This window comes from Paenibacillus sp. NPDC056579, from assembly GCF_042793215.1.
Lineage (GTDB): Bacteria > Bacillota > Bacilli > Paenibacillales > NBRC-103111 > Paenibacillus_S.
On the sequence record NZ_JBHTVD010000005.1, the window covers coordinates 444,903 to 469,594 of the forward strand.

The window sequence follows — 24,692 nt, forward strand, 5'->3', positions numbered from 1 at the left end:
CGATGCACGTGAGGCTGTCTGCGATCATGTCCGCCCCGATGTATCGGGTACAATAAAAAGAGCCCTCGCTGCCGGATTGCCGGAGTCAGGGCTCTTAATGTTTGGATATGGCTTGAGATACCTCTGCTTGATAAGGCGTTGCACCAGTTCACGGTCCTCCTTCTTATAGAAGCTGCGGACGCTCAAATGACCGTACCGGTAATGAACGGGGACATAGACATAATCCTCACCGATGAGACGGACAAATACATATTGGTGATGGCCGGACTTCATAAACCAGTGCGGTTTGGTCACAATACATTGAAGATGGCTACCGTATTTTGCAAAATCGCCCTCGTGTCCGGATTCTTTAATGTGCTTTTGCAGGTCATCCGCCTCGTAAATCTTTAATGAATTGGACGGAATGCGGAGTGTTCTTGCGATTCCCTTTTGAATAGTACCGACGAATTTACCTTTACCTGCTGTTCTCATTCTTTTCAGCCTCCCGATGATTGTTGTAAAGGTCAGTAGAAGCAGAAACGCCTGTTTTTTAACACAAACCGCGTAGAGCTTCCGCCGGAACCATTCCCTGTGATAAGGAACGCCGGTCCAGTCGCTTGTTATGGATTTGAAGCCGGTACATGGGCACAAAAAAAGCCGATGAACGCAAAGCGTTCGATCGGCTCAGACTGTTGATAAACCTGATTTTCCGGAAATTGCTATATTGGGGTAGGCGGGAAACTCTGGAAAAGCGTAAAGCGACGCCTCTGTATTGCAAAAACGCGATAGATTAAAGATTGTCTTAAAACGACAGCGGCTGGAGTGAGGTACCTCACCGCTATATCCAGGAGGAGCGATAATGTCCCTTTGTTTTTTGAAATCTACGCTGGAATGGAGGGGGACAGCTTCTGCAGATAGTTTTTTTGCCGGCAGTGCTCCCCAACGGACAAGTGAGTAAAGCAGCCGGCCCAATCACAATGTTCTGGAAAAAAGTCTATCGTCGGGATACCGCTGTACTTTAATGAACGAATCCAATTCGTTAGTATGACCGTCCGCTGGAAAGCGTTGCCCATGTTGGTACGGACCGTAGATCCGTTATTTGACCCCAAATGGCTCGTTTTGCATGGCGATCGGACTACAGATCCCTTATTTCACGAAAGTACTCCTTTTTTTCGGGCAAAATTAGCCAATAACGGACTCACGGTCCGATCGCTCTCCGAAATCAGCGTTATTTCAGGAAATAACGGATCTCCTGTCCGATCTTCTCAAGCCGGGACGGAAGGGTATACGCCACTGGGACTATACAATCAAAAGTCCATTTCCTTTGATCCTCAACAGGCTCAGCAGACGAATGCAAGGCGTTCGAACGAGTATTCCAATTCCGCGGGCCGTGTAGTGTTGAAACACGAGCATTCAGCGCTAATCTGCCTTTCACTTTTTTAAGTGTCTTGAGGGTTATGTCTTGCCTCTTGCCAGAACAGACCCTATATATATTTGTTCTTCAAAAATTGCCTGTAACTAATAAAAGCATGAGGATCATTCCAATGACCTTCATTTTATATGGGGGCTGAGAGTCAACGGGCAACCTTCCTACTGGAAAGTGAAAGGGCTGGGAAGGTTACCCTCTCGTTTCGTGGAGTTTTATTAACTTGTGTGAACCGCTGTATGCGGGCCTCCGTATGTCGAATGCTCCGCAGGCAGGCGGCATTTCATCGGAAAATTGTATATTCAGGAATCATCTTGGGAGGCTTATTTTGTCTAGGAAACACGTGTATTGTAGTTTTTACTTATTTTTGTTTTCATTTTTGTTTATTTTTGAATTTGTAGTATTCAAAGAAAAACAAATATGTTAAGATGAAAACAAAGCAAAATAAACATTTACCCCGGAGGTATTCTAACTATGGTACAAAGTTTGTGGGAAGCATCCAAGGCAGCAGAACAGACAACAGGTCTCGACCAACTGGTTTACCGCTCTAATCTTATCGGTACGGATCGCCGCGTATGTAACTACGGCGGAGGAAACACCTCCAGCAAAACCGTAGTCCAGGATTTCCGCGGACGCGACATCGAAGTAATGTTCGTAAAAGGCAGCGGTTCCGACTTGGCAACGATGAAGGCATCCAATTTTACCGGCTTGCGCATGGACGACATTCGTCCTTTGTACGAGAGAGACGATATGTCCGATGAAGACATGGTCGCTTACTTGGCGAACTGCATGATCGACGCCAAGCACCCTCGCGCTTCTATCGAAACGCTGCTTCACGCATTCCTTCCTTTCAAACATGTGGATCATACTCACCCGGATTCCATCATCAGCCTTTGCTGCGCGGATAACGGCAAAGAGATCGCTCGTGAAATTTTTGGCGACCGTTTCGTTTGGGTTCCTTATATCCGCCCAGGCTTCAAGCTGTCCAAGATGATCGCCGAAGGCGTAAGAAACAACCCTAACGCAGAGCTTGTCCTGATGGAAAAGCACGGTCTCGTAACTTGGGGAGAAACTTCCGAGGAGGCCTATGCTCAAACGATCAAAATCATTACCGAAGCGGAAAGCTTTATCGAATCCCGCGTTAACGAAAGTAAAGTATTCGGCGGTGTGAAGCACGGCGCATTGACTGCGGAAGAGCGCAGAAGCATCGCTGCGCAAGTTATGCCTGCGATCCGCGGAGCTGTCAGCGATTCGAAGAAAATGATTCTTTCGTTCGATGATGCTGAAGATGTGCTTCAATTCGTAGGGGGACAAGATTCCGCCAAGCTTTCGCAAGTCGGAGCGGCTTGCCCGGATCACCTGGTTCACACGAAGGTGGTTCCATTGTTCATTGACTGGACTCCGAATACCAATGATGTAGACGGACTGAAAGCGAAGCTTGAAGAAGGCATCGCTGCATATAAAGAAGAGTACAAGGCTTACTTCGAACGCAACAAAAATGAAGGAGACGTTATGTTCGAAGCGGCGCCGCGCGTTATTCTCATTCCAGGCGTAGGGATGATCAATACGGGCAAAAGCTGGTTCATGTCCCAAGTCAGCGGAGCACTGTACCACCGTGCGATTGCTGTTATGAGAGGCGCAACGGCTCTTGGACAATTCGTATCTCTTAGCGAAAACGAATCTTACAACGTTGAGTACTGGCCGCTTGAGCTTTACAAGCTGTCCCTGGCTCCGGCTGAAGCGGAATTCTCCCGCAAAATTGCTTTCATCACCGGCGGAGCGGGCGGTATCGGCAGCGAAACGGCACGTCGCCTGGTTTCCGAAGGCGCGCACGTCGTCCTGGCGGATCTTAACCTCGAAGGCGCTCAGAAGGTAGCCTCCGAAATCAATGAGAAATATGGCGATAACCGCGCTCTTGCAGTTAAGATGGACGTAACAAACGAAGAAATGATCAAAGCCGCTTATTTGGAAACGGCCCTTACTTACGGCGGCGTAGACATTATCGTCAACAACGCGGGTCTGGCTACTTCTAGCCCATTCGACCAAACGTCGTTGAAGGAATGGAACCTGAACATGAACGTGCTTGGAACAGGATATTTCCTGGTTGCCCGCGAAGCGTTCATTATCATGAAGGAGCAGGCTATCGGCGGCAACATGGTATTCGTCGGTTCCAAGAACTCGGTTTATGCCGGTAAGAACGCTACGGCTTATAGCGCGGTAAAAGCTCTGGAAGCTCATCTTGCGCGTTGTATCGCTGCAGAAGGCGGAGAATTCGGTATCCGCGTCAACACGATCCTGCCTGATGCCATCCTGCAAGGCTCGGCGATCTGGAACGGCAGCTGGCGCAACGAGCGTGCCGCGGCATACGGCATCGAACCGGATCAGCTGGAAGAGTACTACCGTAAACGTACTACCTTGCTTGTCAATATTTATCCGCGCGACATTGCGGAAGGCATCGCCTTCTTCGCATCTTCCAAATCGGATAAAACGACAGGCTGCATGCTGACCATTGACGGCGGCGTACCTGCTGCATTCACCCGCTAATCGGCTGACATCAACTGAATTCCAAAATCAGTGTCCTATAAAAGGAGGATTTATCTCATGCCAACGGCTACAGGGGAAAAGGTGTGGATTATTCCTGACGGTTATATTCCGGAGCTCAGCTCCGGAAAGTTAACCAGCCATGAATCGATTTGCGTATTGAATACGGCATCGGAGGATGCCCATTTGAACATCACGATTTTCTTTGAAGACCGCGAACCGTTGGAGGATATTGCCGAGGTCGTTCAAGGACGCCGAACGAAGCATATCCGCACCAGCTCTTTGGCCAAAGACGGGAAGGCTATTCCTGTCGGTGTACCGTACGCTATCGAAGTCAAGAGCGATATCCCGATTATTGTGCAGTACAGCCGTTTGGACGCGACCCAGGCTGAGAATGCTCTTATGTCCGTCATCGCTTATCCTATCAAATAATAAAGGTTAAGGAGTTGTATCAATGGATAAAAACGTTCAAGCCAATTATGAATTGGCTAAAGAGCTGTATGCAGCCCATGGCATCGATGTAGATAAAGTGCTCGAGCAGCTGGAGCAAGTGAAAGTCTCCATGCATTGCTGGCAAGGCGACGACGTTAAAGGATTTTTGAACCGCGATCAGGACTTGACCGGCGGCATTTCCGTAACCGGGAATTATCCGGGTGCGGCACGCACGCCTGACGAGCTTCGTGCGGATTTGGAGAAAGCGTTCTCGCTGATTCCAGGCAAGCACAAAGTGAATTTGCACGCCATCTATGCCGATACGGACGAGAGAGTGGAGCTGGACCAGCTGCAGCCGAAGCATTTCGAGAAATGGGTGAAATGGGCTCAAGAGCAAGGCTTGGGACTCGATTTCAATCCGACCTGCTTCTCCCATGAGAAGTCCAGCGACGGCTTTACGCTAAGCCATGCGAACCCTGAAATCCGCCAATTTTGGATCGATCATTGCAAAGCCTCCAGAAAAATCGGCGCTTACTTCGGCGAGCAGCTCGGTCAAACGTGCGTGACGAACGTGTGGGTTCCGGACGGCTTCAAGGACGTTCCTGCCGATCGCATGGCCCCAAGACAGCGTTTGAAATCCGCATTGGACGAAGTGTTCGCGGAAGAGCTTAACCCGGCCCATAACCTGGATGCGGTAGAAAGCAAGCTGTTCGGACTCGGTTCCGAGGCTTATGTTGTCGGATCCCACGAGTTTTACATGGGCTACGGCATTCAAAACAACAAGCTGATCTGTCTGGATGCAGGGCATTTCCATCCGACAGAGGTGATTTCGAATAAATTGTCCTCCCTTGCCCTGTTCACGGATGGCATCCTGTTGCACGTCAGCCGTCCTATGAGATGGGACAGCGATCACGTCGTCACTTTGGATGACGAATTGATCGATATCGGCCGGGAATTGGTTCGCGGCGGATTGCTTGACAAAACACATATCGGGCTGGACTTCTTCGATGCCAGCATTAACCGGGTAGCCGCTTGGGTAATCGGTACCCGCAATACGATCAAAGCGCTGCTGCGCGCGATGCTTGATCCGGTGGAAGCCTTGCGTAAAGCCGAGCTTGCAGGGGATTACACTACGCGTCTCGCTTTGACGGAGGAGTTCAAATCTTATCCTTTCGGCGCAGTGTGGGACTACTACTGTGCGTCCAAAGGCGTTCCGGTTCGCGAAGAGTGGCTTGCCGAAGTGAAAGCTTACGAGCAGGAAGTATTGCTTAAGCGTGAAGGTTAATTAACGAAGTAAGGGTGATAACCTTGGGAAACATTATTGCTTTTGATCTCGGGGCGAGCAGCGGAAGAGCGATGCTGGGCCGCCTGGTAGACGGCAAGATCGAAATCACGGAGCTTCACCGGTTTTCCAATGATCCTGTGCAGGTGGGCAACCGCCTGCATTGGGATATTTTACGTCTGTATCATGAGATCAAGCAGGGGCTGCTCATCGCCAAAAACAAGGGAATCGAAGTGGCCAGCATCGGGATCGATTCCTGGGCGGTTGATTTCGGCTTTATTGGACCGAATGGCGAACTGATCGGCAATCCGTATCATTACCGGGACCGCCACACGGAAGATATGATGGAGAAGCTGTTCGCGGAGCTCCCTGCAGGGGAGATTTTCGCAAGAACAGGTATTCAGTTTCTTCAGTTCAATACGATTTTCCAGCTTTACGCGCTCAAACAGGCGAATTCGCCTTGGCTTCAGGAAGGGAACCGGCTGCTGATGATTCCCGATCTGCTGCGGTATTTCCTGACCGGGCAGATGCATAACGAGTTTTCCAATGCTACGACGACTCAGCTGTTCAACCCGGTCGAAGGAAATTGGGATCGTGAGCTGCTACATAAGCTTGGTTTCCCTGAATCTTGGTTTGGCGAGGTGCTGCAGCCGGGGAGTCCGGCAGGAGTGCTGCAAGAATCGGTATGCGAGGAGCTGGGAATCCCATCGATTCCCGTCTATGCCGTTGCTGAGCACGATACAGGCTCGGCGGTAGCCGCGGTACCGGCCCTCGACCGCTCCTTCGCTTACTTAAGCTGCGGAACCTGGTCGCTGATGGGAACCGAGGTTCAGGAGCCGGTCATCAACGACATGGCCCAGAAGCTCAATTTCACCAATGAAGGCGGCGTCGAGGGGACGTATCGTCTGCTCAAAAACATTATGGGCTTGTGGATTCTGCAGGAGAGCCGCCGCGTGTGGGAGAAAGCCGGGAAATCGTACTCGTTCCCGGAATTGGTGAAGCTGGCTGAAGCGGCCAAGCCGTTCGGCGCATTCATCGATCCGGATCACCCTATGTTCCTGGCGCCGGGAGACATGCCTGCACGGATTGCTCAGTACTGCCAGGAAACAGGGCAGCAGGCGCCGGAGTCGGACGGGGAAATCGTCCGCTGCATTTTGGAGAGTCTGGCGTTGAAATACCGGTTTGTGCTGGAAATGACCGAGCGGTTATCGAATCAGCAATTTAACGGCCTGCATATGGTCGGCGGAGGCATTAACAACACGCTTCTGTGCCAATGGTCGGCTAATGCAATCGGTAAGCCTGTATGGGCCGGACCGTCGGAAGGCAGCGCGATCGGAAATATGGCCGTGCAGTGGATTGCCCAAGGGGTATTCAGCGATATTTGGGAAGCGCGGCGCGTTATCCGGGATTCCTTCCCTGTGATCGAATATAGGCCTGAGGCACAAGAGCAGTGGAGTCAGGCGTATGACCGTTTCGTGAAGCTGACGGGGATTTCAGAATAATACGGGCAGTAAAGAGAGGTTGTCTATGCTGGTTGCGGTGCGTTACGAGAAGATTGTAAGTTTGGTGAATCAAAGAGGTTCTGTACGGGTTTCCGAGCTTAGCGAGATTTTTCAGGTTACGGAGGAGACCATCCGCCGCGATCTGGATCGCTTGGAGCAAGCCGGCCGCTTGACCCGTTCGCATGGCGGAGCAGTAAGCATCAAGGACGAACAGCAGACGGAGACTCCCTATTCCGAACGGGAAATCGCCAACGCCGAGGAAAAGAAGAGAATAGCTCAGGCAGCGATCCAACGGATCAGCCCGAACGATCAAATTCTTCTTGACGCCAGCTCGACGGCCTGGTATATGGCTGCAGAAGTGCCCGATCTTCCTCTAACTGTTCTTACCAATTCGATCAAGGTCGCAACGGAACTCAGCAGCAAGGAGAGGATCGAGGTGATCTCGACGGGCGGCAGGCTGTCACAGCGTTCGTTGTCGTTTGTCGGGCCCTTGGCGGAGCGCTCCCTGGACACCTATCACGTGGATAAAGTGTTTCTGTCCTGCAAGGGCGTCCGACTGGACCGCGGCATCAGCGAGTCCAATGAGCTGCAGGCGCGCATCAAAGAGCGGATGATCGGTATCGCCGATGAAGTGATTTTGCTGGTCGATTCCAGCAAATTCGGGGTCCAATCGTTCACGCATGTGGCAGGCTTGTCGGAAGTGGATACCATCATCACGGACCGCCGTATCGATAAGGGGACCGTGCAACAACTTCAAGAGCGCGGCATTACCGTAATCGCGGTGTGACCCTGTTCCGGAATTAGCAGCCTTCGGCTGCAAATGACGGCTGACGCCGAGTCAGCTGTATTATAAGAAACGAGCCCAAGCGGCTGGTCAGAGATAATGTCCTGATCAGCCGTTTTCTAATGCTTAAATCCATTCCAAGCACAGCTGGAAATTCTGTTACCTTTTTGAAATGGAGTGTACTATACTAGTCTTTATAGCTTTAGTAGTTCAAAAGGAGGGCACCATGGAATGAGTCACGCATCGATAACTTCGGTAACTTTCGACGGAGTTCCGGCTATGGAATTGAGTGCGGGCGGGTACCGGGCCGTCATAGCGCACGGAGTCGGCAGCAATGTAGTGGAGCTGAGCCGGCCTGCGGAAGGGCTGAATTTCTTACGAACGCCTGATAACGGGGAGACATTAAGGCAAAAAAGCCAACGGTACGGCATACCGCCGTTATTTCCGCCGAACCGGATCCTGGACGGAAAGTTTTCTACTCCGTACCGCCAGTACGATCTTCCGCTGAACAGCTCCGACGGGCTGCATTTCATGCATGGTATTTTGCACAAGCGTCCATGGAAGGTAAAATCCGAGAGAATCTTGGATAACGTGGCCGCCGAGCTGGTGCTGCTGATGGAAATGGGGCGGGAAGGCGAAATGTACCCGTACTTTCCGCATGAATTTACATACGAGCTGACCTATACCTTATCCGAGCGGGGGCTGGAGCAGCAGGTCCGGATTACGAACCTCAGCAGCGATCCGATGCCTCTTGGCGTAGGGTTCCATACAGCCCTGCGCGTCCCGTTCGCCGACGGAGGCAGGGAAGAGGACTACCGTCTCGCCATATCCGTAGGCAAGGAGTGGGATTTGACGCCTCTGTTCGTCTCGACGGGCAAGCAGCTGCCGCTGGACGAAACGGACAAGCCATTGCGCGGTGAAGGGATTGCTCCTACGGGAGCGCCGTATGCGAAGCATTTTACGAGCAGTCCGATGGAGCGCAGCGGGAAGCCGTTCCACGGTTCGGTGCTGACGGATACGAAACGGAACATCAGCCTCGTCTATGAGACGGATCCGAAATACGGGCATTGGACGGTATGGAACGATGACGGCAAGAGCGGGTTTATTTGTCCTGAGCCGCAGACATGGACGAACAATGCGCCGAATGTGCCTCTCCCGGATGAAATGACCGGGTTCCAGCTGCTGGAGCCGGGCCGCTCCTGGTCGGCATGGACTCGAATGTACGCCGAGATCGGTTAACTGGTTTTCAAGAAGCTTGAGCTTGGGGAAGCATTGCATTGGGAGCTTAGAAGAAACAGTTGTAGTTACTTCTATTATTTGGAGGGGATTAGGTTGTCACTGCAGATCGGATTCGTCGGTACCGGAGGATTTACCAAGTTTCACTGCAATTTGTTGGCCAAAATGGTAGGCGTGAAGGTCAAGGCTTTTTGCGGTACGAGTCTGGAAAAAGCGGAGAGCCTCGCAGCCGGCTGGGATGGCGCCAAAGGCTACGACAATATTCACCGCATGCTGGATGAGAACGCTCTGGATGCGGTCTACATTTGTGTCCCGCCAATGGCTCACGGGGAAGTGGAAAATGCGCTCATCGAACGCGGTATTCCGTTTTTCGTAGAAAAGCCGGTAGGACTCGATCTGGAGCAGCCTTCGTCCATTCTGGAGCGAATCCAGGCGAAGAAGCTTATTACGTCGGTCGGCTACCATTTCCGCTACATGGATTCGACGGAGCGGGCTCTTGCCGCTCTAAGCGACCGTACCATCGGCATGGGTCTCGGCTATTGGATGGGCGGCATGCCGCGCGTAGCCTGGTGGCGCAAGCAGGACGGCTCCGGAGGACAATTCATCGAGCAGACAACGCATATCGTCGATCTGATGCGTTATTTGATGGGCGAGGCGGTCGAAGTCTACGCCGCTTACGGCAGCCGCGTCATGCACTTGGTGGAGGAAGGCGTAACGACGCCGGATGTAGGGACGGTCACGATCAAATTGGCGAGCGGTGCGGTGGCTACCCTCTCGAACACCTGCATTTTGCCGGGCGGAGGAAAAATCGGACTGCATTTGTATACAGACAAAGGCATTATGGAGCTGAATAACGAAGGATTGAAAGATTCCGGTAAAGGGACGGTTTTTGAATACAAAAACCAGAGCAATCCTTACGTTAAAGCACATGAAGCATTCCTGCATGCCGTAAGGTCGGGGGATACGTCGGGCATCCTGTCGTCGTACGAGGATGCGGTCAAGACGCAGGCGATTGCCGTTGCAGCGCTGCGTTCCGCTACGGACGGAGTGCCTGTCCGTCTGGTTTAATAGGAAGAAACGGAGTCTTCTCTGCTATATGGCAGGGAGGCTCCGTTTTTGTTTGTGCGACTGCTCTATTCATAAAACGCGGAAGCATACTGTACCACACCATGAATGCCTTTCAGACTGTTGTCTTCCAGCTCCAAGGCCATAAATAATTCATCCGGAACTTCGAAAGGCGCCGTGATGTCCCATCGGGATGCAGGCTGAAAGCCGAATTTCGGATAATAGTGCTCATGCCCCATGACAATAACGGCCGGATAGCCTAAATTCTTCGCGCGCTGTAAAGACTCGCGGACGAGCTGTGCCCCTATTCCTTGCTTTTGGTAAGAGGGCAGTACGGACACGGGAGCGAGCGCAAGAGCCTCGAACGACTGCTGATCATTGACGATCATGATTTTGGATAGCAAAATATGTCCCGCGATGCGGCCATCCTCTTCGAAAACGAGCGAAAGCTCGGGAATAAATGCCTCCGAATGTCTCAATTTTCGAACAAGCTCATGCTCCTTCTGATCGCTGAACGCCAATCCGGCAAAAGCTTCCTTAATCACTTGCTCCGTGACGCGGTAATCATTCACTTCTTCCATGCGGATCGTCATGCTATTCCTCGCTTTTTTATGTACGTTTTGATACCAGAATAGCATACATACCGGTCGCCAAACCAATGGCGGATAGAAGTAAGCGCACTCATTTTGAAACTTTTGTAAACGTTGATTTTATGCGTGCAATGGGCGTGGAACTGTGCTACGATACTTGAGTTTACCTAGGATTTCAAGGCACGGTACTAGATGAAGAAGGTGACATCATGGCGGCAGTTCACACGACCGACGGACCGGTAGAACGGTCCAAACAGTTCAATTTATTTTTTCTGACATGGCCTATTTTTCTCGAAGTATTTCTCTTTATGCTGATGGGGATTGCGGATACGTTCATGCTGAGCGCCATATCCGATAATGCCGTATCTGGGGTGGGAGCGGCGAACCAGTACCTGGTCATTGCGATCCTGATTCTCGAGGTTATTGGCAACGGAGCGTCTATCGTAGTCGCTCAGTATATCGGGTCGCGCAAATTAATAGAAGCGGCCAAAATTTCCGCCCATGCGGTCACGCTGAACCTGCTGGTCGGTTTGGTCATCAGCGTTACGTTTGTTTTCTTCGGCGATCGCATGCTGGAGCGGCTGAATCTGACCGGCGACATTCTCGTTTTTGCCCAAAGCTATTTAATGATCGTGGGCGGCGGTATTTTTCTGCAGGCGATCATCAATTCGCTCGCGGCCATCGTCCGCGTTCACGGCTTTACGAAAGCGGCGATGCTTGTATCGCTAGGCATGAACGTGATCCATATCGCGGGGAACTACGCTCTGATCTTCGGCCATTTCGGGCTGCCGGAGATGGGGGTGCAGGGGGCGGCCATCTCTTCCGTCGGAAGCCGGGCGATTGCGGTGCTTATCTTCTTATGGCTGCTGTACCGGGTGACGGAGGTTCGCATCGAGCTGAAATATTACCTTACGCTGTCGAAAGAGTATGTCGCCAAAATATTGAAGATCGGCATCCCTTCAGCGATGGAGCAGGTGATGTACCATACTTGCCAGACGATCTTTTTGTTTTATGCGACTTATCTCGGCGCGGAGGCGCTGGCGGCGAGACAGTATGCTGCGAACATTTCGATGTTCATATATTTGTTCGCCATTGCGATCGGGATGGGGACGTCCATTATTGTCGGCAGACTCGTCGGGGGCAACCGGCAGGACGAAGCGTACCAGCGCGTATGGAAAAGCTTGCGCTGGGCGATCGGAGCTACGCTCGTCATGGTCGCTGTCATCATCCTGCTGCGCAAGCAGCTGATGGGCCTGTTCACGGTGGACCCGGAAATTATCCGGCTCGGCGCCAACGTGCTGCTGCTAAGCATCGTATTGGAGACGGGAAGGACGTTCAACATCGTGCTGATCAACTCGCTGCGCGCGGCCGGCGATGCGAAGTATCCGCTCTGGATCGGCATGTTCTCGATGGTTGCAATGAGCCTGCCGCTGGGCTATTGGTTCGTATTCAAGCTCGATTTGGGCTTGGCGGGCATTTGGCTGGCCATCGCCGCGGATGAGTGGCTGCGGGCTGTCATTATGTATTTCCGCTGGAAGAGCCGAGCGTGGGAGAAGCACAGCCTGGTGAAGCAGGATTACAAGGAGCAGTCGATTGGCGCTTAAGGGCGACGTGACGGCGGCGGGCATAAAATTGGGCTTGTAGCCGTGCCTATTAGGTGGAATTGAGCGGAAAAGGCTGGATGTACGATCCGTATGAGGAGCTCGTCCCGCACGCCTCCGTTCCGGATATGTGTGTTGGTAGTGCGAGGCGATAGGGCGGAATACGACCCGATGCAAAAAAAGGCTTCCCTTACTTACGGGAGCCTTTTTTTGCATGGCGCCGCATAGCGGCGCCATCTAAAACTTTTTATGATTCGCCCTTTGCTGGGGCTTGCATGCTGGTCAGGCTGCTTGGCTCCGGTTTATCGGAACGGTACAGCAGCGAGCAGACGATGGCAATCGCAGCAACAACCGTCATTCCCCAGAAAATATGCGCGTACGCTTGAGAGAGCGGGATATTTTTTTGCATCACAAGCGAAGTGCCTGTAACGGCCACGCTAAATGCGCCGCTGAAAAACTGCATCAGCTGGAACAGCCCCATTCCGGCGCCGATCTGCTCTTTGGGCACGATCCGCGAGATTTCGTTCGAGACGCTTGTAGTCAGCGCCGAGAAGCTGACGCTAAGCAGCAGGTAGCTTGCCACAATCGCGTAGATCGAGTGCACGGCCATCAACGCGAACATCAGAGTAGCGCAAATGAGCAGCCACGGGGCGTAGCGGAACAGGATCCGGTTGCCGTGACGGTCGATGAACCGGCCGATCCGGTTGGCGGCGAGCATGGAGGCCACTGCTCCTGGAAAAAGCACGAGACCCGATTGGCCAGGCGATAGATCGAACAGGTGGACCAGCACCTGCGGAAGCAGGAACAGGGAGACGAAGCTGCTCATGTAAGCCATGATGCCAAGAGCGTTCAAATTCATGTACTGCTTGTTGCGAAACAGCGCCGGCTGCACGAAAGGCTGATCGGTGCGATGGATGCGCAGCCAGAACAAGAGGAGTGCGGCAATCCCGGCGATCAGCATAATCCAGGAGCGGCTCGTCAAAAATAACAGCATTCCTGTCGTACCTATACCGATCATGACGGCGCCGAACAGGTCGAATGTACCTTTCCGCGCTTGCTCACTAGGCAGGTACCGATAAAATACAGGGACCAGAAGCAGTGTAATGCCCGTAACGAGGAACAGATCGTTCCAGCCGAGATATTGAGTAATCGTGCCTCCGATAACAGGACCGAGGCCAAGACCTAACGAGCTGGCGGACATGACGGTCGCCATCGCTTTTCCGCGTCTGGACAAAGGAACGTAGCGTGTCAGAAGCACAATCCCCAATGCCGGAACCGATGCGGCTCCGGAAGCTTGAATGAGCCGGGCGATCAAGAGCGGAACGAAATGATGACTGAAAAAGCCGAGCAAGGAAGCCAGCCCAAGAGAAAGCAAGCCGATCGTAAACAGCTTGCGTATCGGCACAAAGTCCGATAACCTTGAATACGTAATGGATGAGATGGCGAATACGATGGAGTAGCCGGTGACGATCCAGGAAGAAGCTACCGCGGTCAAACCGAAATCCAGTGTAATCTGGGGCAACGCCAAATTGAACATCATTGTGTTCATGACGACAAGGACGACCGTGAGACTAAGCAGCGGAATGATCAGACGTTCTTTGAAGCTGCTGCCGGAAGAGGTATCCGCCGAGGCGGATCCGTCGGTGATTGTAGTTTCGTTATTCATATTCATAAGGCCTCCTATAATGGAAATGTCCGTATCTTTCTTTGGGCTTCATAGTTCAAAGTTCGATTGTTATAGAACAATAGAAATATAGCACGGAATGTGATATGATTCAACTATCAAATAAAAATTTTACAAAAACGGGAGGATCAACGTTGAAAATATTACATCATCCCGATGTGCAAGACATCCATCTAAGCTCCGTTTTGTATGCGTTAAGCGACCCGATCCGTCTAAGCGTCGTATCCCAGATCGCCAAGCAAGGGGCGCAGCCGTGCAGCTACTTCGGGCTTCCCATTGCCAAATCGACGGCATCTCATCATTTGCGCACACTGCGTGAAGCTGGAGTTGTCCGTGTTCGAGTTCAAGGAACGCAGCATATCGTCGATCTTCGGTCGGAGGATCTGGAAGCGCGTTTTCCGGGCTTGCTGGCTTCCATCCTGCATGCCGCGGCGTTATCTGATCCCCTATCCGATAGCAGCAAGTAAGCGGTTACCAAATTAAGGGAATCGCGACAATCACTTGTTTGTCATGGCTGATGACGAGCTTCGTACTATAACTTAAGATCCTGCAAATACAAAACCTCCGTTTCCGCTAGTCCAGCGAAATCGGAGGTTTTTCTGTGTCCAGTACGGTCTTGTTTCCTAAGTACGGTTACAGTGGAGAGACTTTCAAACTGCCCGTTTAACATTTATTCGAACATTTCTATAAACCGGCTCAGAGCGGAAGTAATAAGCGTATCTTTACGCCGAATGAATACGGTTTGAACCATGCCGTTAGGATAAGGCAGCGGATGCGTCTTCAAAGCTCCCGCTGCGATGTGCCTGCGCACTACCGAAACGGGCAGCAGACTGATGCCGAGGCCGGCGGTGATGCAGCCGAGAATCGCTTCGAGGGAGCCGAACTCCATCATTTTATCGGGGAAGACGCCTTCCTGATGCAGCCAGCTTTGGAGTCTGGCACGGTAGGAGCAGCCCTGCCGGAAGACGAGAAGTGTGCGGTTTTGCAGATCCTTCACGGAGGATATAGACGGATGGGAAGGATCCGTGACTAGAGCCAATTCCTCCTCCAAGGCTGTTTGCTGCACCAGCTCGGGATGCTCTACGGGACCCGCTACGAAGGCGCCGTCTAGCTCGTAATGAAGGACGGCCTGAATATGCTGTTCGGTGGGGCCCGTTGTCAGAGTCAAGTCTACACCAGGGTAGGCTTGATGATAGCGGACCAAATATTCCGGCAGCCGAACCGCTGCGGTAGTTTCCATAGAACCGATGCGTAAAGGGCCGCCGGGAGAATCATCGTCTTTCATCGCTTTCGACGACTCGTCAATGAGCTGAAAAATCCGTTCGGCATAGTCCAGCAGCGTGTGCCCTTTGGAAGTAAGAGTAATGCCGCGGTTGTGGCGGTAAAATAAGACGGTATCGAAATGGCTTTCCAGCTGCTGTATTTTGGTCGTAACATTGGATTGCGCGTAGTTGAGCTCTTGCGCGGCGCGGGTAATGCTTCCGGTTTGCGAGACGGTCTGGAACACTTTTAATGCGTGCAAATCCATTAGGGATTCCTCCTTACAAGGCTTCGGCAGTCATTAGCCATCTGAAATCGAGATGGAGTTTATCTTTATTATGTATTATATCAGATGGGTGGATGTGAGATATGATAATGATGCTCCAATAACGGAGCTGAATCGGTCATTCCGTTTTTAGCGGGTCTTGGGTAAAGGGGGGATACGCGATGTCAAGGCATCCGTTAGTTCAAGTTACCGGAGGGATATGCGCATTGCTGCTTGCCATGGGGATCGGACGTTTTGCCTATACGCCAATATTGCCTCTGATGCAGCAGGATCAGCTTATTTCCGATGCGGCCTCCGGTTATCTCGCTTCCAGCAACTATGCAGGATATTTGTTAGGCGCCTTGTTGGCCGGGTGGATCCCGTGGAAAACGCATAAAACAAGCTGCTACCGTGCCAGCCTGGCCGCAAGCGTATTGTCTACCGTGCTTATGGGCTTGACGGCTTCTTACGCCGCTTGGTTCGTTCTGCGCTTTGTTTCCGGCGCTGCCAGCGCTTTTGTATTTGTCCTTGCCTCCAGCATGGTTCTGGATGGATTGGCGGCCAAGGGCAAAACGGCATGGTCCGGTATTCTATACGGAGGCGTCGGACTCGGCATTCTGGCAAGCGGGCTGCTCGTTCCTCTGTTCGACGGGCTTTGGGGCTGGAGAGGGGCGTGGCTGGGGCTTGGAGCGTTCAGCGGGTTGATTGCGGTGTTTGCCTGGAGATGGGTTGATGAGGAAGCCCGAAGGGAGCCGGCCGCTGCAGCTTCTCCCGCAAGGCTCACCGCTCCGCCTGCCCGTTGGATTCCGTGGCTGATAGCCGCGTATGGCTTGGAAGGGCTCGGTTATATTGTTACAGGCACATTCATCGTTGCCATTGCCGACAAGCTTCCGGGGATGGCCGGGCACTCGGCTTGGGTATGGACACTGGTAGGATTGGCGGCAGCGCCTTCCTGTATCGTGTGGTCGTTTTTTGCAGCGAAAAATGGTTTTGTCCGTATTTTGGCCGCGGCCATGCTAGTCCAAGCTATTGGCATCGTGCTTCCTGCGATATGGCCCACCACGGCAGGCATATCGATCAGCGCCGTGCTGTTCGGGGCTACATTCATGGGGATTACTGCACTCGCGACGACACTGGCAAGGCAGATCAATCCGACCCAGAGCAGCCGTATTATCGGGATTTTGACGGCTGTTTACGGCGCAGGACAAATGCTAGGACCGAGCGGGGCCGGACTGCTGTTCCATATGACCCATCAATACAATAGTGCGTTGATCGGAGCCGGGGTCATCGTGCTGGCAGGCGCTTGCCTGTTAAGCACAGGATTTTCATACGACAAGAAAAGAGGGAACTACGATGCCGTACGTTAACATTAAAATTACGAAGGAAGATGTAACTCCCGAGAAAAAAGCCGAGCTGATCCGGGGAGTTACGCAGCTGCTGGTCGATGTAATGGGGAAAAATCCGAATACGACCGTCGTGGTCATCGATGAGGTCGACACGGACAACTGGGGTATCGGAGGAGAGACGGTTACGGTTCGCAGGCAAAAAGGGCAGTAACGAGAAAGGTGTACTTGACGAAAGAAGAATAGAACTGTATAGTTCTAATTATGAATATGAAAAGCAAAGGTTCCCAGCCCATAAACCGCAAACAGGTTATTGAAGTAGCGGCGCAGCTATTTTTGATCCGCGGCTACGCCTTTACGAGTATGGATGACGTGATGCGGGAAAGCCAAGTATCGAAATCGAACATTTATTATCATTTCAAAAGTAAGGAGGAGCTGCTGCTCGCAGCGGTCGAGTACTGGATTGAGCGGTATGAAGCGGTCTTCTTTGCTCTGCTGAGCCAGGCTGAGCGGTCCGTCGAGGAGCGGGTATACGCTTTTCTGCACGAATTGACCGCAGGAATCGAGGAAAGGGAGTGCCAGGGAGGCTGTCCCTTCATCTCATTCTATATTCAAGCTCCCGACCAGGCTGTACAGGTAAAACAAAAAATTACCGGCTTTTTCACGGAGCTGCAGCCGATGCTGGCCAAGCTGTTTCAGCAGGGGCTGAAACGAAACGAATTCCGCCGCGGAATCGGGGCGGAGCAGGCGGCCGCTTTGTTCATAGCGGCAATGGAAGGGGCGCTAATGCTCGCTGAGACGACGGGCCGGTCGGCGATTGTGGAAGAGACCGCGCAGCATTTTTTTAGCATGCTTCGATAAGAAGCATCTTTTTTTGAACATGATTAGTACTGTATAGTTCTAATTTATTCGATGGATGGGGGAAGCATATGAGCACCGTTTTGATAATCGGCGGAACCGGCTTTATCGGGAAAGAAATGGTGAAGCAGCTGGCCGGAGGGCAAGAAACACTGCTGCTGCTTGTCCGTTCTCAGGAAAAGGCCCGATCCGCGCTGCACGAGCTGCTGCCGGCTGAAGAAGCCGATCGCGTACGCCTGCTGAAGGGCGATCTTACTGAACCGGCGCTTGGCATGGAAGCCTCGGACTATGAGCAGGCACTGGCTTCCGACGTTATTGTCCATGCGGGAGGAACGATGAGCGTGACGATGGACAGGGAGACGGCCAAGCGAATGTTCGTAGACGGGGCGCGGCATGTCGGCGAGCTTGCAGAGCGCATTCACCGGGAGAAAGGACTTCGCCATCTGATTCATCTGGTGGGCTATATGAGTCCGTTTCACGACAACAACGTGGATATGGAAGCGGATGTGTATCGGATGGATGAATTTATGAAGCGGGAGCCCGAGTATGAGAGAATGAAATTTTTGGCCGATCTTTATGTACGGCAGCAGGCAGCGCTGTGCGGATATCCTTTAACGGTAGTGAATCCGAGCACGGTTATCGGCGCGAAGCCTGCGGGAGTGACGGAGCAGACCGGCGGGCTTGGCATTCTGGTGGATGCGGTACGGCGCGGATGGATGCCGGTCGTACCCGGAGGGGTGGATCATTGGATCCCGTTCGTAGCCAACGACGATATGGCCCGTGCCATCGTCTATTTGATTCGTCAGGCGAACCCTGATAGCGGTACGGTCAATATGCTGGAGGATAAGTCGGCGGGACCCGACATGAAGGAGCTGCTAACGGTAATTGCACAAGCGTTGAAGGTGAAGCCGCCGGCCGTGCCGATGCCCGTATCCTGGCTTCGTGCGCTGATGAAAGCAGGCGGCGGCAAGCTGACGGGCATTCCGCCCGAGTCGCTGTCGTTCATTACGGATCGCACGTTTCGGACGGATGAAACGAAGAGGCTTCTGAAGGAGATGGAGGCGCCGAGCCTCGGAATACGGGATGTATTGCCGATGGTGATCGCCGATCTGGATCATCGGCTGACCCATTCGGGCTGCCCGGAGCCGGCCGGCTTACGGCGGGAGCGCAAGGGTGATCTGGCCGCGCTCGTCCTCGAAGGCAGCGGCGCGCCGTGGATCCTCGTGCACGGGCTGCTCGCGAGCGCGGACGATTTCGCACCGCTGGCCGGGCTGCTGCACGAGCGGTCCGGCCGGCCGGTGTGGCTGCTCGACCTGCCCGGCTTCGGCAGGTCGCCGGCGCTTCCGCGGCACGGCACGCTCGACGGCTATGCCGCAGCCGTCGGGGCAGCGCTTGCCGCAGCGCCGCCGGGCGCCACGCTCGTTGGCCACTCGCTTGGGGCCAACGTCGCCGCTGTGGCGGCGCTGGCAATGCCACAGCACAGGCTGGAGCGGCTGATCCTGCTCCAGCCCGTGCTGCACCCGCCGCGCAGGCGCCGCTTGCTCCGCCTGCTCAGCGCGTCCCCGCTCGCAGCCAAGCGGCTGCTGCGCGGGCTAACGGCAGGGGCCCTGGAGCGGGCCCAGCTGCAGGACGGCGCGTTCGCCGACGCGGGAGAGCTGCCTTCAGGCTATGCGGAGCGTATCGTCCGCAGCCTGAAATCTCCCCGCATCGCGGCGGCTAACGCGGAGCTGCTCCACCTGCTGCATCACCGGCTGCCCGAGTGGACGCAGCAGGTGCCGCAGCCTGGAGATACCCCTGCATGTATCATTTGGGGAGGCAAGGACCAAGTCTACAGCATTCCGCAGAGGATTGCGGAAACGCACAACGTGCGGGTCGTTCCCTACGGGCATCAGTTTCCCGTATCCCATCCGGCGGCAACCGCAGAACTGCTGTCCGGCTTGAGTCAGAGGGACTCGCATCTGGAAGCGGCGAGCTCTTGACGTTTCTATACTGTGATCTTAGACGATCATGAACTGCCTTTGCCTATTAAAAAGGCGGGTGTTTGGCGAGGATTCCACTTGCTTTCGCCAACATCCGCCTGCCAGGTTATTTTACATATCTGAAAGAGAATTATCGATCCAGCTCACCTAGAAATTCCTTTACTGCCTTATAAAAACCATCCAAGTCTTCCGTATGGATGCCGTGACCGATCCCTTCAAAAACAACAAGCCTTGTATTGGGCCTTCGAGATACCATGAGCTCGGCTTGGCTCAAGGTCAGAGCGAAGCTTTTGGTGCCGTGAAGCAGCAGCACAGGGCAGGTTGATGACAGCCAATCGTCCCACCAGTCGCCGTTTATTTGCTGTTGGGATAGGCTCATCCCCTTGATGTCAAAGCGAAATCCCCACCCGTTCTCATCCTCAAAAGCACTTTCAGTAAAATAGTCGATCGCTCTAACTCCTGCGCGCTTCAGCGACTCCCTCAGCTCTTGCAGTGTAGAGGACCGGTCGGGGAGCTGCTCAATGAAAGACAGATCGCCGCCGAGTTTAACGCCGATATCTTCTACGATAACGGCATGGACCAGCTCGGGGTAGCGGGCGGCAAACTGATAGGCGTTGACCCCGCCCAAAGAATGACCCAATAGCGTGACAGGCTGTCCGCCCAGCTCTTCACGAATGAAAGCAGCGATATCCTGAAGGTAGGCTTCTCTTGAGTAATCCTTATCCGGAGGATGCTCGCTCCAGCCGTGCCCCCGTTGGTCCAGTCCGATCAATCGCCAACCCGTCATTTTGGCTGCAAACGGAGCAAAGGTTCCTGCATCCCCCATATGTCCATGAAGCATAAGGAGAATACGCGGGCTATTTCCGCCAAAGTCGAGGTAGGAGAGGGTAAGCTCGCCTGACTTGAAATATTTTCTTGCCGCTCCGAGAGGAGCTTGATCCTGAGAATGAAGCATGCCGTTTCCTCCTTTTGTTTCCGGTACTTTTTCAATAAGACTTCCTACGTCTACTATACCTGATAATAGTGACATAACCTGTCATAATTGAAAGAATCGTTATCGGAGAACAGCCTGCTGCAGAATTCACTCATTCGCACAGATGCAGCCGAATCGTCTGAACCTCTTCAGCCCATTGAAATAATCCGGCCGGATTCATAACCAGACATCCGACGCCCTCCAAATATACCAACAGTAAAGTAGTATGGGTCAGACTAAGCAAATGGTTCCTGATGAGCAAAGTGCTTCCCCTCCGTTCCCGTTTCGTTACTACCAACATATGCACGAAGGGAACTATCTGTCCGGGGTCTACGCTTGGACTAGAAGCTCATATGAACGGAGCCGTTTGGCGTAATCCTGAATTGCTGTAACTACGATAAACTCATCGATGCCATAGTTGTCCGCCATCTGCTTAAGCTGTGTACGGACGTTATGCGGAGCTCCTACGAGCCATTTGCTTTGCTGGGCTGCAGGAACGTCTCCCGAGCCTGCATTGGCATCTCCTGCTGTCCATGCAGGATGGGCTGCCGCAAGGCTGCGGGCTTCGTCATCGGTCTCAGCGCATACGACTCCGATGGCTGCAATGATGCGGGGAGCAGGGCATAGGGCGGATGGGGTGAAGGCATCTCGGTAAGCGGCTATAACCTCCCCGCCGTCCGCATCGCTCATGAATTGGCCAAATACATAGCCCGTCCCGTGCTCCGCCGCATAGGACGCGCTTTTGCGGTTCGTACCGAGCATCCACAGCTCCGGCGGCGCGGGAGGGACAGGGCGGGCGGTGACGGGCTGGCCGTCCAGCTCGTAGCTTCCCTGCAGCAGCTCGATTAATTCCCGCAGCGTCTCCGGCAGCTGCCGGACTTTCTCGAGGAAGTTGCCGCTCAGCGCCATCGTGACGTGTGCGGAGCCCCCTGGCGCCCGGCCGATGCCGAGGTCGACGCGGCCCGGATACAAGTTGGCAAGAAGGTGGAACGACTCGGCCACCTTGAGCGGACTGTAGTGCGGCAGCAGCAGCGCTCCGGAGCCGATGCGGATTCGCTCCGTTCTGGCTCCGATATGGGCGAGCAGCACCTCCGGAGAAGTGCAGGCGAGTCCGGGCATGTCATGGTGCTCGGCGACCCAGTAGCGGGTGTAGCCTAACGACTCGGCGGTTTGGGCGAGCCGAACCGCCTGCTCCAGAGCGAATGCCGCGTCATAACCGCCGATGACCGGAACCAGATCCAATACGCTTAGTTTCATGAAGCAGCCTCCTTTTCGGTCCAAATTCGGATTAGGTCCATGTTAACACAAACGGCTTAGGCGAAGCAGCCTTCTGCGCCAACATGCGCCCTGCGCTCAAAAAACCTCTATCAAGGCGTAAAAAAACCGGCATTCTCCACTCGGAGAGCCGGGGTTGTGCGCTTTTGCTATCGATTGCAGCTTTATTGCCGAGTTTAGAGAGACCTTACCACGATATGCCCGCCGGCATCCAAGCTTGATCTATGAGAGGCGGATATCCACTCCAGCCCTTGCTCCGCCGTGCGAATCAAATAGTCCGCAGCTGCAGGATCCGTTTCGTGCAGCGCTTTTAACGAAGCGGCCAGCCGGTCAATTCGCGTGCCGACGGCATCCTGAGGCTCATACTCCAGCTCCAAGCCGTTATCGCTTTCGATGGTGAAAAATTCGTTTTGCAGCTTATTGATGACTTCCAGCTGAATCGTCTGCGTCCTTCCGGACTCCAAATTCCGCAAATAATCGGGGGACACGCCAAGCTCCCTGGCGAATTCTGCGACGTCCGCTCCCCGCTGCTGACGAATGCTCCGTATATACAATCCGATCTCGCTCATCCAATCACCGCTCCCATTATGAGGTATATGTTCCAGTATGGACCGGTTTGCACGGTTGTAACCGCTTGGGGCGGATGGCTTTTTCAAAACGGTATTGACCTTCACGTTACGGTAACTTTTATGATGGTTTATGCAAGCTCTTAAGCAAGCTCATATACCAAAAAAGGAGATCATACCACATGCCAAATCATGATGACATTTACCAAAATGATGCAGAACGGTATCACAAGCTTATTTCCAAGCAGGAGGATCTGATTCGCCATATCGAGGGCATCCGCAGCCCGGACGGTTTGGATATCGTCGATCTTGGAGCGGGATCGGGACGTTTGACGACGATATTGGCCCCAAGGGCGAAGTCCATCGTAGCGGTCGACGCTTCGGACGCTATGCTTCGCATCAATGGAGAGCGCTTGAAGGCGGGGGGACACGATCGTTGGCGTACGGTTGTTGCGGATCACCGATCGCTTCCATTGGAGGACCGGAGTGCGGATCTGGTCGTAGCGGGATGGACGATCAGCTATTTGGGAAGCTCGAATGTGCCGAATTATCGGGACAATATAAAGCAAATCATCGGCGAAATCCGCCGGATCTTACGTCCCAACGGCACGGTCATCCTGTTCGAGACGATGGGGACAGGGGAAGAGACGCCGAATCCTCCCGATTTCCTGCGAAGCTATTACACGGCGCTGGAGGAGGAATATGGCTTCTCCCACCGATGGATCAGGACGGATTATGCGTTCGATTCGATCGAGCAGGCTGAGGAGCTGTGCCGGTTTTTCTTCGGCGATGAGATGGCGGAGCGCGTGGTCAGCAACCGTTGGCAGACAGTACCGGAGTGCGCGGGCATCTGGTGGCGCTGACCCGGGCTGTGTAATGAAGCGTTCTGCCGCGGCATCCATCGGCCTAGTTCCTATACATGGCGCCATGGAAAAAGCGTCTCTAATGCTGGACCGCATACTGCATGTTGTTTCTCCATAGACGGTAGCCATATTATTACGGGATAAGCCGAAATCCTTAAAGCCATTCCCAAGAAATGACTTCCCGTCAATCCGATGGATAGAAATTCCGACTAACCAGCAGCACGCCAGTCTAATTTGAAGCGAGCTGCAGTAAGTAACCGTAATCTGGCACAAGCACGCCCACGCAGATGCATTATCGAGACTCTATGCACAAATAATCCCCTATGGAATGAACTGCTATCATTCCATAGGGGATTTCGCTGTTTTGCGAGGACTCTACGGGCCTTTACTGCTGAATGTACCCTTTCTTGAAAATATCATACCACTGCTCCAATTGCTCCCCTTGCATTACGCCGAGACGCTCCAGGATATGGCGGGAGAACTCGACGGCTGCAGAGCCGTTGGCCGTAATGACATTGCCGTCGGATACGGATTGCGCGTGAACGTAGAGCCGGTCACCGCGGTAATTCGGCGCGCCTTCCTTCATCATTTCCAGCATATTTCCGGTATGCTTGTTATTTTCGAGAAAGCCGTGGTTGGCGAGAAACGTCGTCGCGTCGCAAATAGCTGCGATCGGCACATCGTGCTCTACGCATTGCGCGACGATCCGGCTGGCCTGCTGATTGTGCTCTTCCCTCCAGCCGGTACCGCCCGGGATGATGAGCATCGCTATTTCCGCCAGGGACGGGTGGTCCGCCAAATCGTAGTCGGGGAGGACACGCAGGCCTCCCATCGAAACCTTGGGCTGCTTATCTATGGCAATGGTTTTTACACGGTAGCCGGTTTCCGGACTATTTAATTCGGTTGTTACGTAGCTTGCTTCCCAATCTGCGAATCCATCGGTAATGAACACTAATACTTGCTTCTCCATACGATCCCTCCGGCGAGTGTTTTTGTGGTTGCTCTTGTCTTTCCTTATACATTCATATTACCTCATCTTCACTGACAATTTCGGTCAGTCAATTCTATACGGTCCCTATAAAAATATTGCAGGAGGCAGACGAGCGGCGTATTATAGTAACGATGATTTTACTATAAAAACAGAAATCCCGTACTGCAGCAGGGAGCGGAGCCATGTCCTCCGGAGAG

At 53.3% G+C, this 24,692-nt stretch carries 23 protein-coding genes; 14 read left to right on the top strand and 9 right to left on the bottom strand.

Translation table 11 applies throughout. From position 1 onward, the window contains the following. Window positions 1-24 precede the first annotated feature (24 nt). Window positions 25-471, bottom strand: coding sequence for a PBECR3 domain-containing polyvalent protein (locus ACFQ88_RS21690; RefSeq protein WP_379456590.1), 447 nt, complete (start codon window positions 469-471; stop codon window positions 25-27). Between the two features lie 1,408 nt (window positions 472-1,879). On the opposite strand from ACFQ88_RS21690, the gene ACFQ88_RS21695 reads away from it, so the two are divergent. The 7 genes from ACFQ88_RS21695 (at window position 1,880) to ACFQ88_RS21725 (ending at window position 10,250) form a co-directional block, all read left to right on the top strand. Beyond that, window positions 1,880-3,949: a bifunctional aldolase/short-chain dehydrogenase gene (locus ACFQ88_RS21695; protein WP_379456592.1), complete on the top strand. Its 2,070-nt coding sequence runs from the start codon at window positions 1,880-1,882 to the stop codon at window positions 3,947-3,949. A gap of 57 nt (window positions 3,950-4,006) precedes the next feature. After that, window positions 4,007-4,378, top strand: coding sequence for a sensory rhodopsin transducer (locus ACFQ88_RS21700; protein WP_379456594.1), 372 nt, complete (start codon window positions 4,007-4,009; stop codon window positions 4,376-4,378). Window positions 4,379-4,400: 22 nt separating this feature from the next. Further along, window positions 4,401-5,663, top strand: a complete 1,263-nt coding sequence (rhaA, locus tag ACFQ88_RS21705) for an L-rhamnose isomerase (protein ID WP_239632146.1) — start codon at window positions 4,401-4,403, stop codon at window positions 5,661-5,663. 23 nt (window positions 5,664-5,686) lie between these two features. Then, complete coding sequence (locus ACFQ88_RS21710) at window positions 5,687-7,162, top strand: rhamnulokinase (protein ID WP_379456597.1); 1,476 nt, start codon at window positions 5,687-5,689, stop codon at window positions 7,160-7,162. Between the two features lie 25 nt (window positions 7,163-7,187). Further along, window positions 7,188-7,949, top strand: a complete 762-nt coding sequence (locus ACFQ88_RS21715) for a DeoR/GlpR family DNA-binding transcription regulator (RefSeq protein WP_239632148.1) — start codon at window positions 7,188-7,190, stop codon at window positions 7,947-7,949. Between the two features lie 228 nt (window positions 7,950-8,177). Then, window positions 8,178-9,185, top strand: a complete 1,008-nt coding sequence (locus ACFQ88_RS21720) for an aldose 1-epimerase (protein ID WP_379456628.1) — start codon at window positions 8,178-8,180, stop codon at window positions 9,183-9,185. A gap of 93 nt (window positions 9,186-9,278) precedes the next feature. Beyond that, the gene (locus ACFQ88_RS21725; protein WP_239632152.1) at window positions 9,279-10,250 is read left to right on the top strand and encodes a Gfo/Idh/MocA family protein; all 972 of its coding nucleotides are present in this window, start codon (window positions 9,279-9,281) and stop codon (window positions 10,248-10,250) included. A 65-nt stretch (window positions 10,251-10,315) separates the two neighbouring features. Here the strand turns inward: ACFQ88_RS21725 and ACFQ88_RS21730 are convergent, their stop codons facing one another. Then, window positions 10,316-10,840 carry a GNAT family N-acetyltransferase gene (locus ACFQ88_RS21730; RefSeq protein WP_379456631.1) on the bottom strand — a complete coding sequence of 175 codons (525 nt, stop codon included), beginning with the start codon at window positions 10,838-10,840 and terminating at the stop codon, window positions 10,316-10,318. Window positions 10,841-11,046: 206 nt separating this feature from the next. On the opposite strand from ACFQ88_RS21730, the gene ACFQ88_RS21735 reads away from it, so the two are divergent. Then, the gene (locus ACFQ88_RS21735; RefSeq protein ID WP_239632156.1) at window positions 11,047-12,441 is read left to right on the top strand and encodes an MATE family efflux transporter; all 1,395 of its coding nucleotides are present in this window, start codon (window positions 11,047-11,049) and stop codon (window positions 12,439-12,441) included. A 244-nt stretch (window positions 12,442-12,685) separates the two neighbouring features. Here the strand turns inward: ACFQ88_RS21735 and ACFQ88_RS21740 are convergent, their stop codons facing one another. After that, complete coding sequence (locus tag ACFQ88_RS21740; protein ID WP_379456633.1) at window positions 12,686-14,104, bottom strand: MFS transporter; 1,419 nt, start codon at window positions 14,102-14,104, stop codon at window positions 12,686-12,688. 152 nt (window positions 14,105-14,256) lie between these two features. Here ACFQ88_RS21740 and ACFQ88_RS21745 point away from each other — a divergent pair, with 152 nt between their 5' ends. Further along, entirely contained in the window at window positions 14,257-14,589 is a 333-nt protein-coding gene (locus ACFQ88_RS21745) for an ArsR/SmtB family transcription factor (protein ID WP_379456635.1), read from the top strand. Window positions 14,590-14,792: 203 nt separating this feature from the next. Here the strand turns inward: ACFQ88_RS21745 and ACFQ88_RS21750 are convergent, their stop codons facing one another. Beyond that, entirely contained in the window at window positions 14,793-15,650 is an 858-nt protein-coding gene (locus tag ACFQ88_RS21750) for a LysR family transcriptional regulator (RefSeq protein ID WP_239632163.1), read from the bottom strand. A gap of 179 nt (window positions 15,651-15,829) precedes the next feature. Between ACFQ88_RS21750 and ACFQ88_RS21755 the strand changes: the two genes are divergently transcribed. From ACFQ88_RS21755 to ACFQ88_RS21770, 4 genes are all read left to right on the top strand, one after another. Then, window positions 15,830-17,014 (top strand): YbfB/YjiJ family MFS transporter, encoded by a 1,185-nt coding sequence (locus tag ACFQ88_RS21755; RefSeq protein ID WP_379456638.1) that lies wholly within the window; start codon window positions 15,830-15,832, stop codon window positions 17,012-17,014. After that, window positions 17,001-17,204 carry a 2-hydroxymuconate tautomerase family protein gene (locus ACFQ88_RS21760; protein WP_239632168.1) on the top strand — a complete coding sequence of 68 codons (204 nt, stop codon included), beginning with the start codon at window positions 17,001-17,003 and terminating at the stop codon, window positions 17,202-17,204. The genes ACFQ88_RS21755 and ACFQ88_RS21760 overlap by 14 nt, the downstream gene beginning before the upstream one ends. Window positions 17,205-17,284: 80 nt before the next feature. Continuing rightward, entirely contained in the window at window positions 17,285-17,851 is a 567-nt protein-coding gene (locus ACFQ88_RS21765; RefSeq protein ID WP_379456846.1) for a TetR/AcrR family transcriptional regulator, read from the top strand. A 68-nt stretch (window positions 17,852-17,919) separates the two neighbouring features. Next, window positions 17,920-19,827, top strand: coding sequence for an alpha/beta fold hydrolase (locus ACFQ88_RS21770; RefSeq protein ID WP_379456640.1), 1,908 nt, complete (start codon window positions 17,920-17,922; stop codon window positions 19,825-19,827). A gap of 130 nt (window positions 19,828-19,957) precedes the next feature. Here ACFQ88_RS21770 and ACFQ88_RS21775 read toward each other — a convergent pair whose 3' ends face one another. The 4 genes from ACFQ88_RS21775 to ACFQ88_RS21790 form a co-directional block, all read right to left on the bottom strand. Continuing rightward, complete coding sequence (locus tag ACFQ88_RS21775) at window positions 19,958-20,782, bottom strand: alpha/beta fold hydrolase (protein WP_379456642.1); 825 nt, start codon at window positions 20,780-20,782, stop codon at window positions 19,958-19,960. Between the two features lie 130 nt (window positions 20,783-20,912). After that, on the bottom strand, window positions 20,913-21,062 hold the full coding sequence (locus ACFQ88_RS21780) for a hypothetical protein (RefSeq protein ID WP_239632174.1): 150 nt from the start codon (window positions 21,060-21,062) through the stop codon (window positions 20,913-20,915). A gap of 68 nt (window positions 21,063-21,130) precedes the next feature. Next, window positions 21,131-22,057 (bottom strand): LLM class flavin-dependent oxidoreductase, encoded by a 927-nt coding sequence (locus ACFQ88_RS21785; protein ID WP_379456645.1) that lies wholly within the window; start codon window positions 22,055-22,057, stop codon window positions 21,131-21,133. A gap of 194 nt (window positions 22,058-22,251) precedes the next feature. Next, the gene (locus ACFQ88_RS21790) at window positions 22,252-22,644 is read right to left on the bottom strand and encodes a helix-turn-helix domain-containing protein (RefSeq protein ID WP_379456647.1); all 393 of its coding nucleotides are present in this window, start codon (window positions 22,642-22,644) and stop codon (window positions 22,252-22,254) included. Between the two features lie 179 nt (window positions 22,645-22,823). Between ACFQ88_RS21790 and ACFQ88_RS21795 the strand changes: the two genes are divergently transcribed. Next, entirely contained in the window at window positions 22,824-23,504 is a 681-nt protein-coding gene (locus tag ACFQ88_RS21795; RefSeq protein WP_379456649.1) for a class I SAM-dependent methyltransferase, read from the top strand. 385 nt (window positions 23,505-23,889) lie between these two features. On the opposite strand, the gene ACFQ88_RS21800 is transcribed toward ACFQ88_RS21795, so the two are convergent. Continuing rightward, the gene (locus ACFQ88_RS21800) at window positions 23,890-24,474 is read right to left on the bottom strand and encodes a type 1 glutamine amidotransferase family protein (protein WP_379456651.1); all 585 of its coding nucleotides are present in this window, start codon (window positions 24,472-24,474) and stop codon (window positions 23,890-23,892) included. Window positions 24,475-24,692 lie beyond the last annotated feature (218 nt).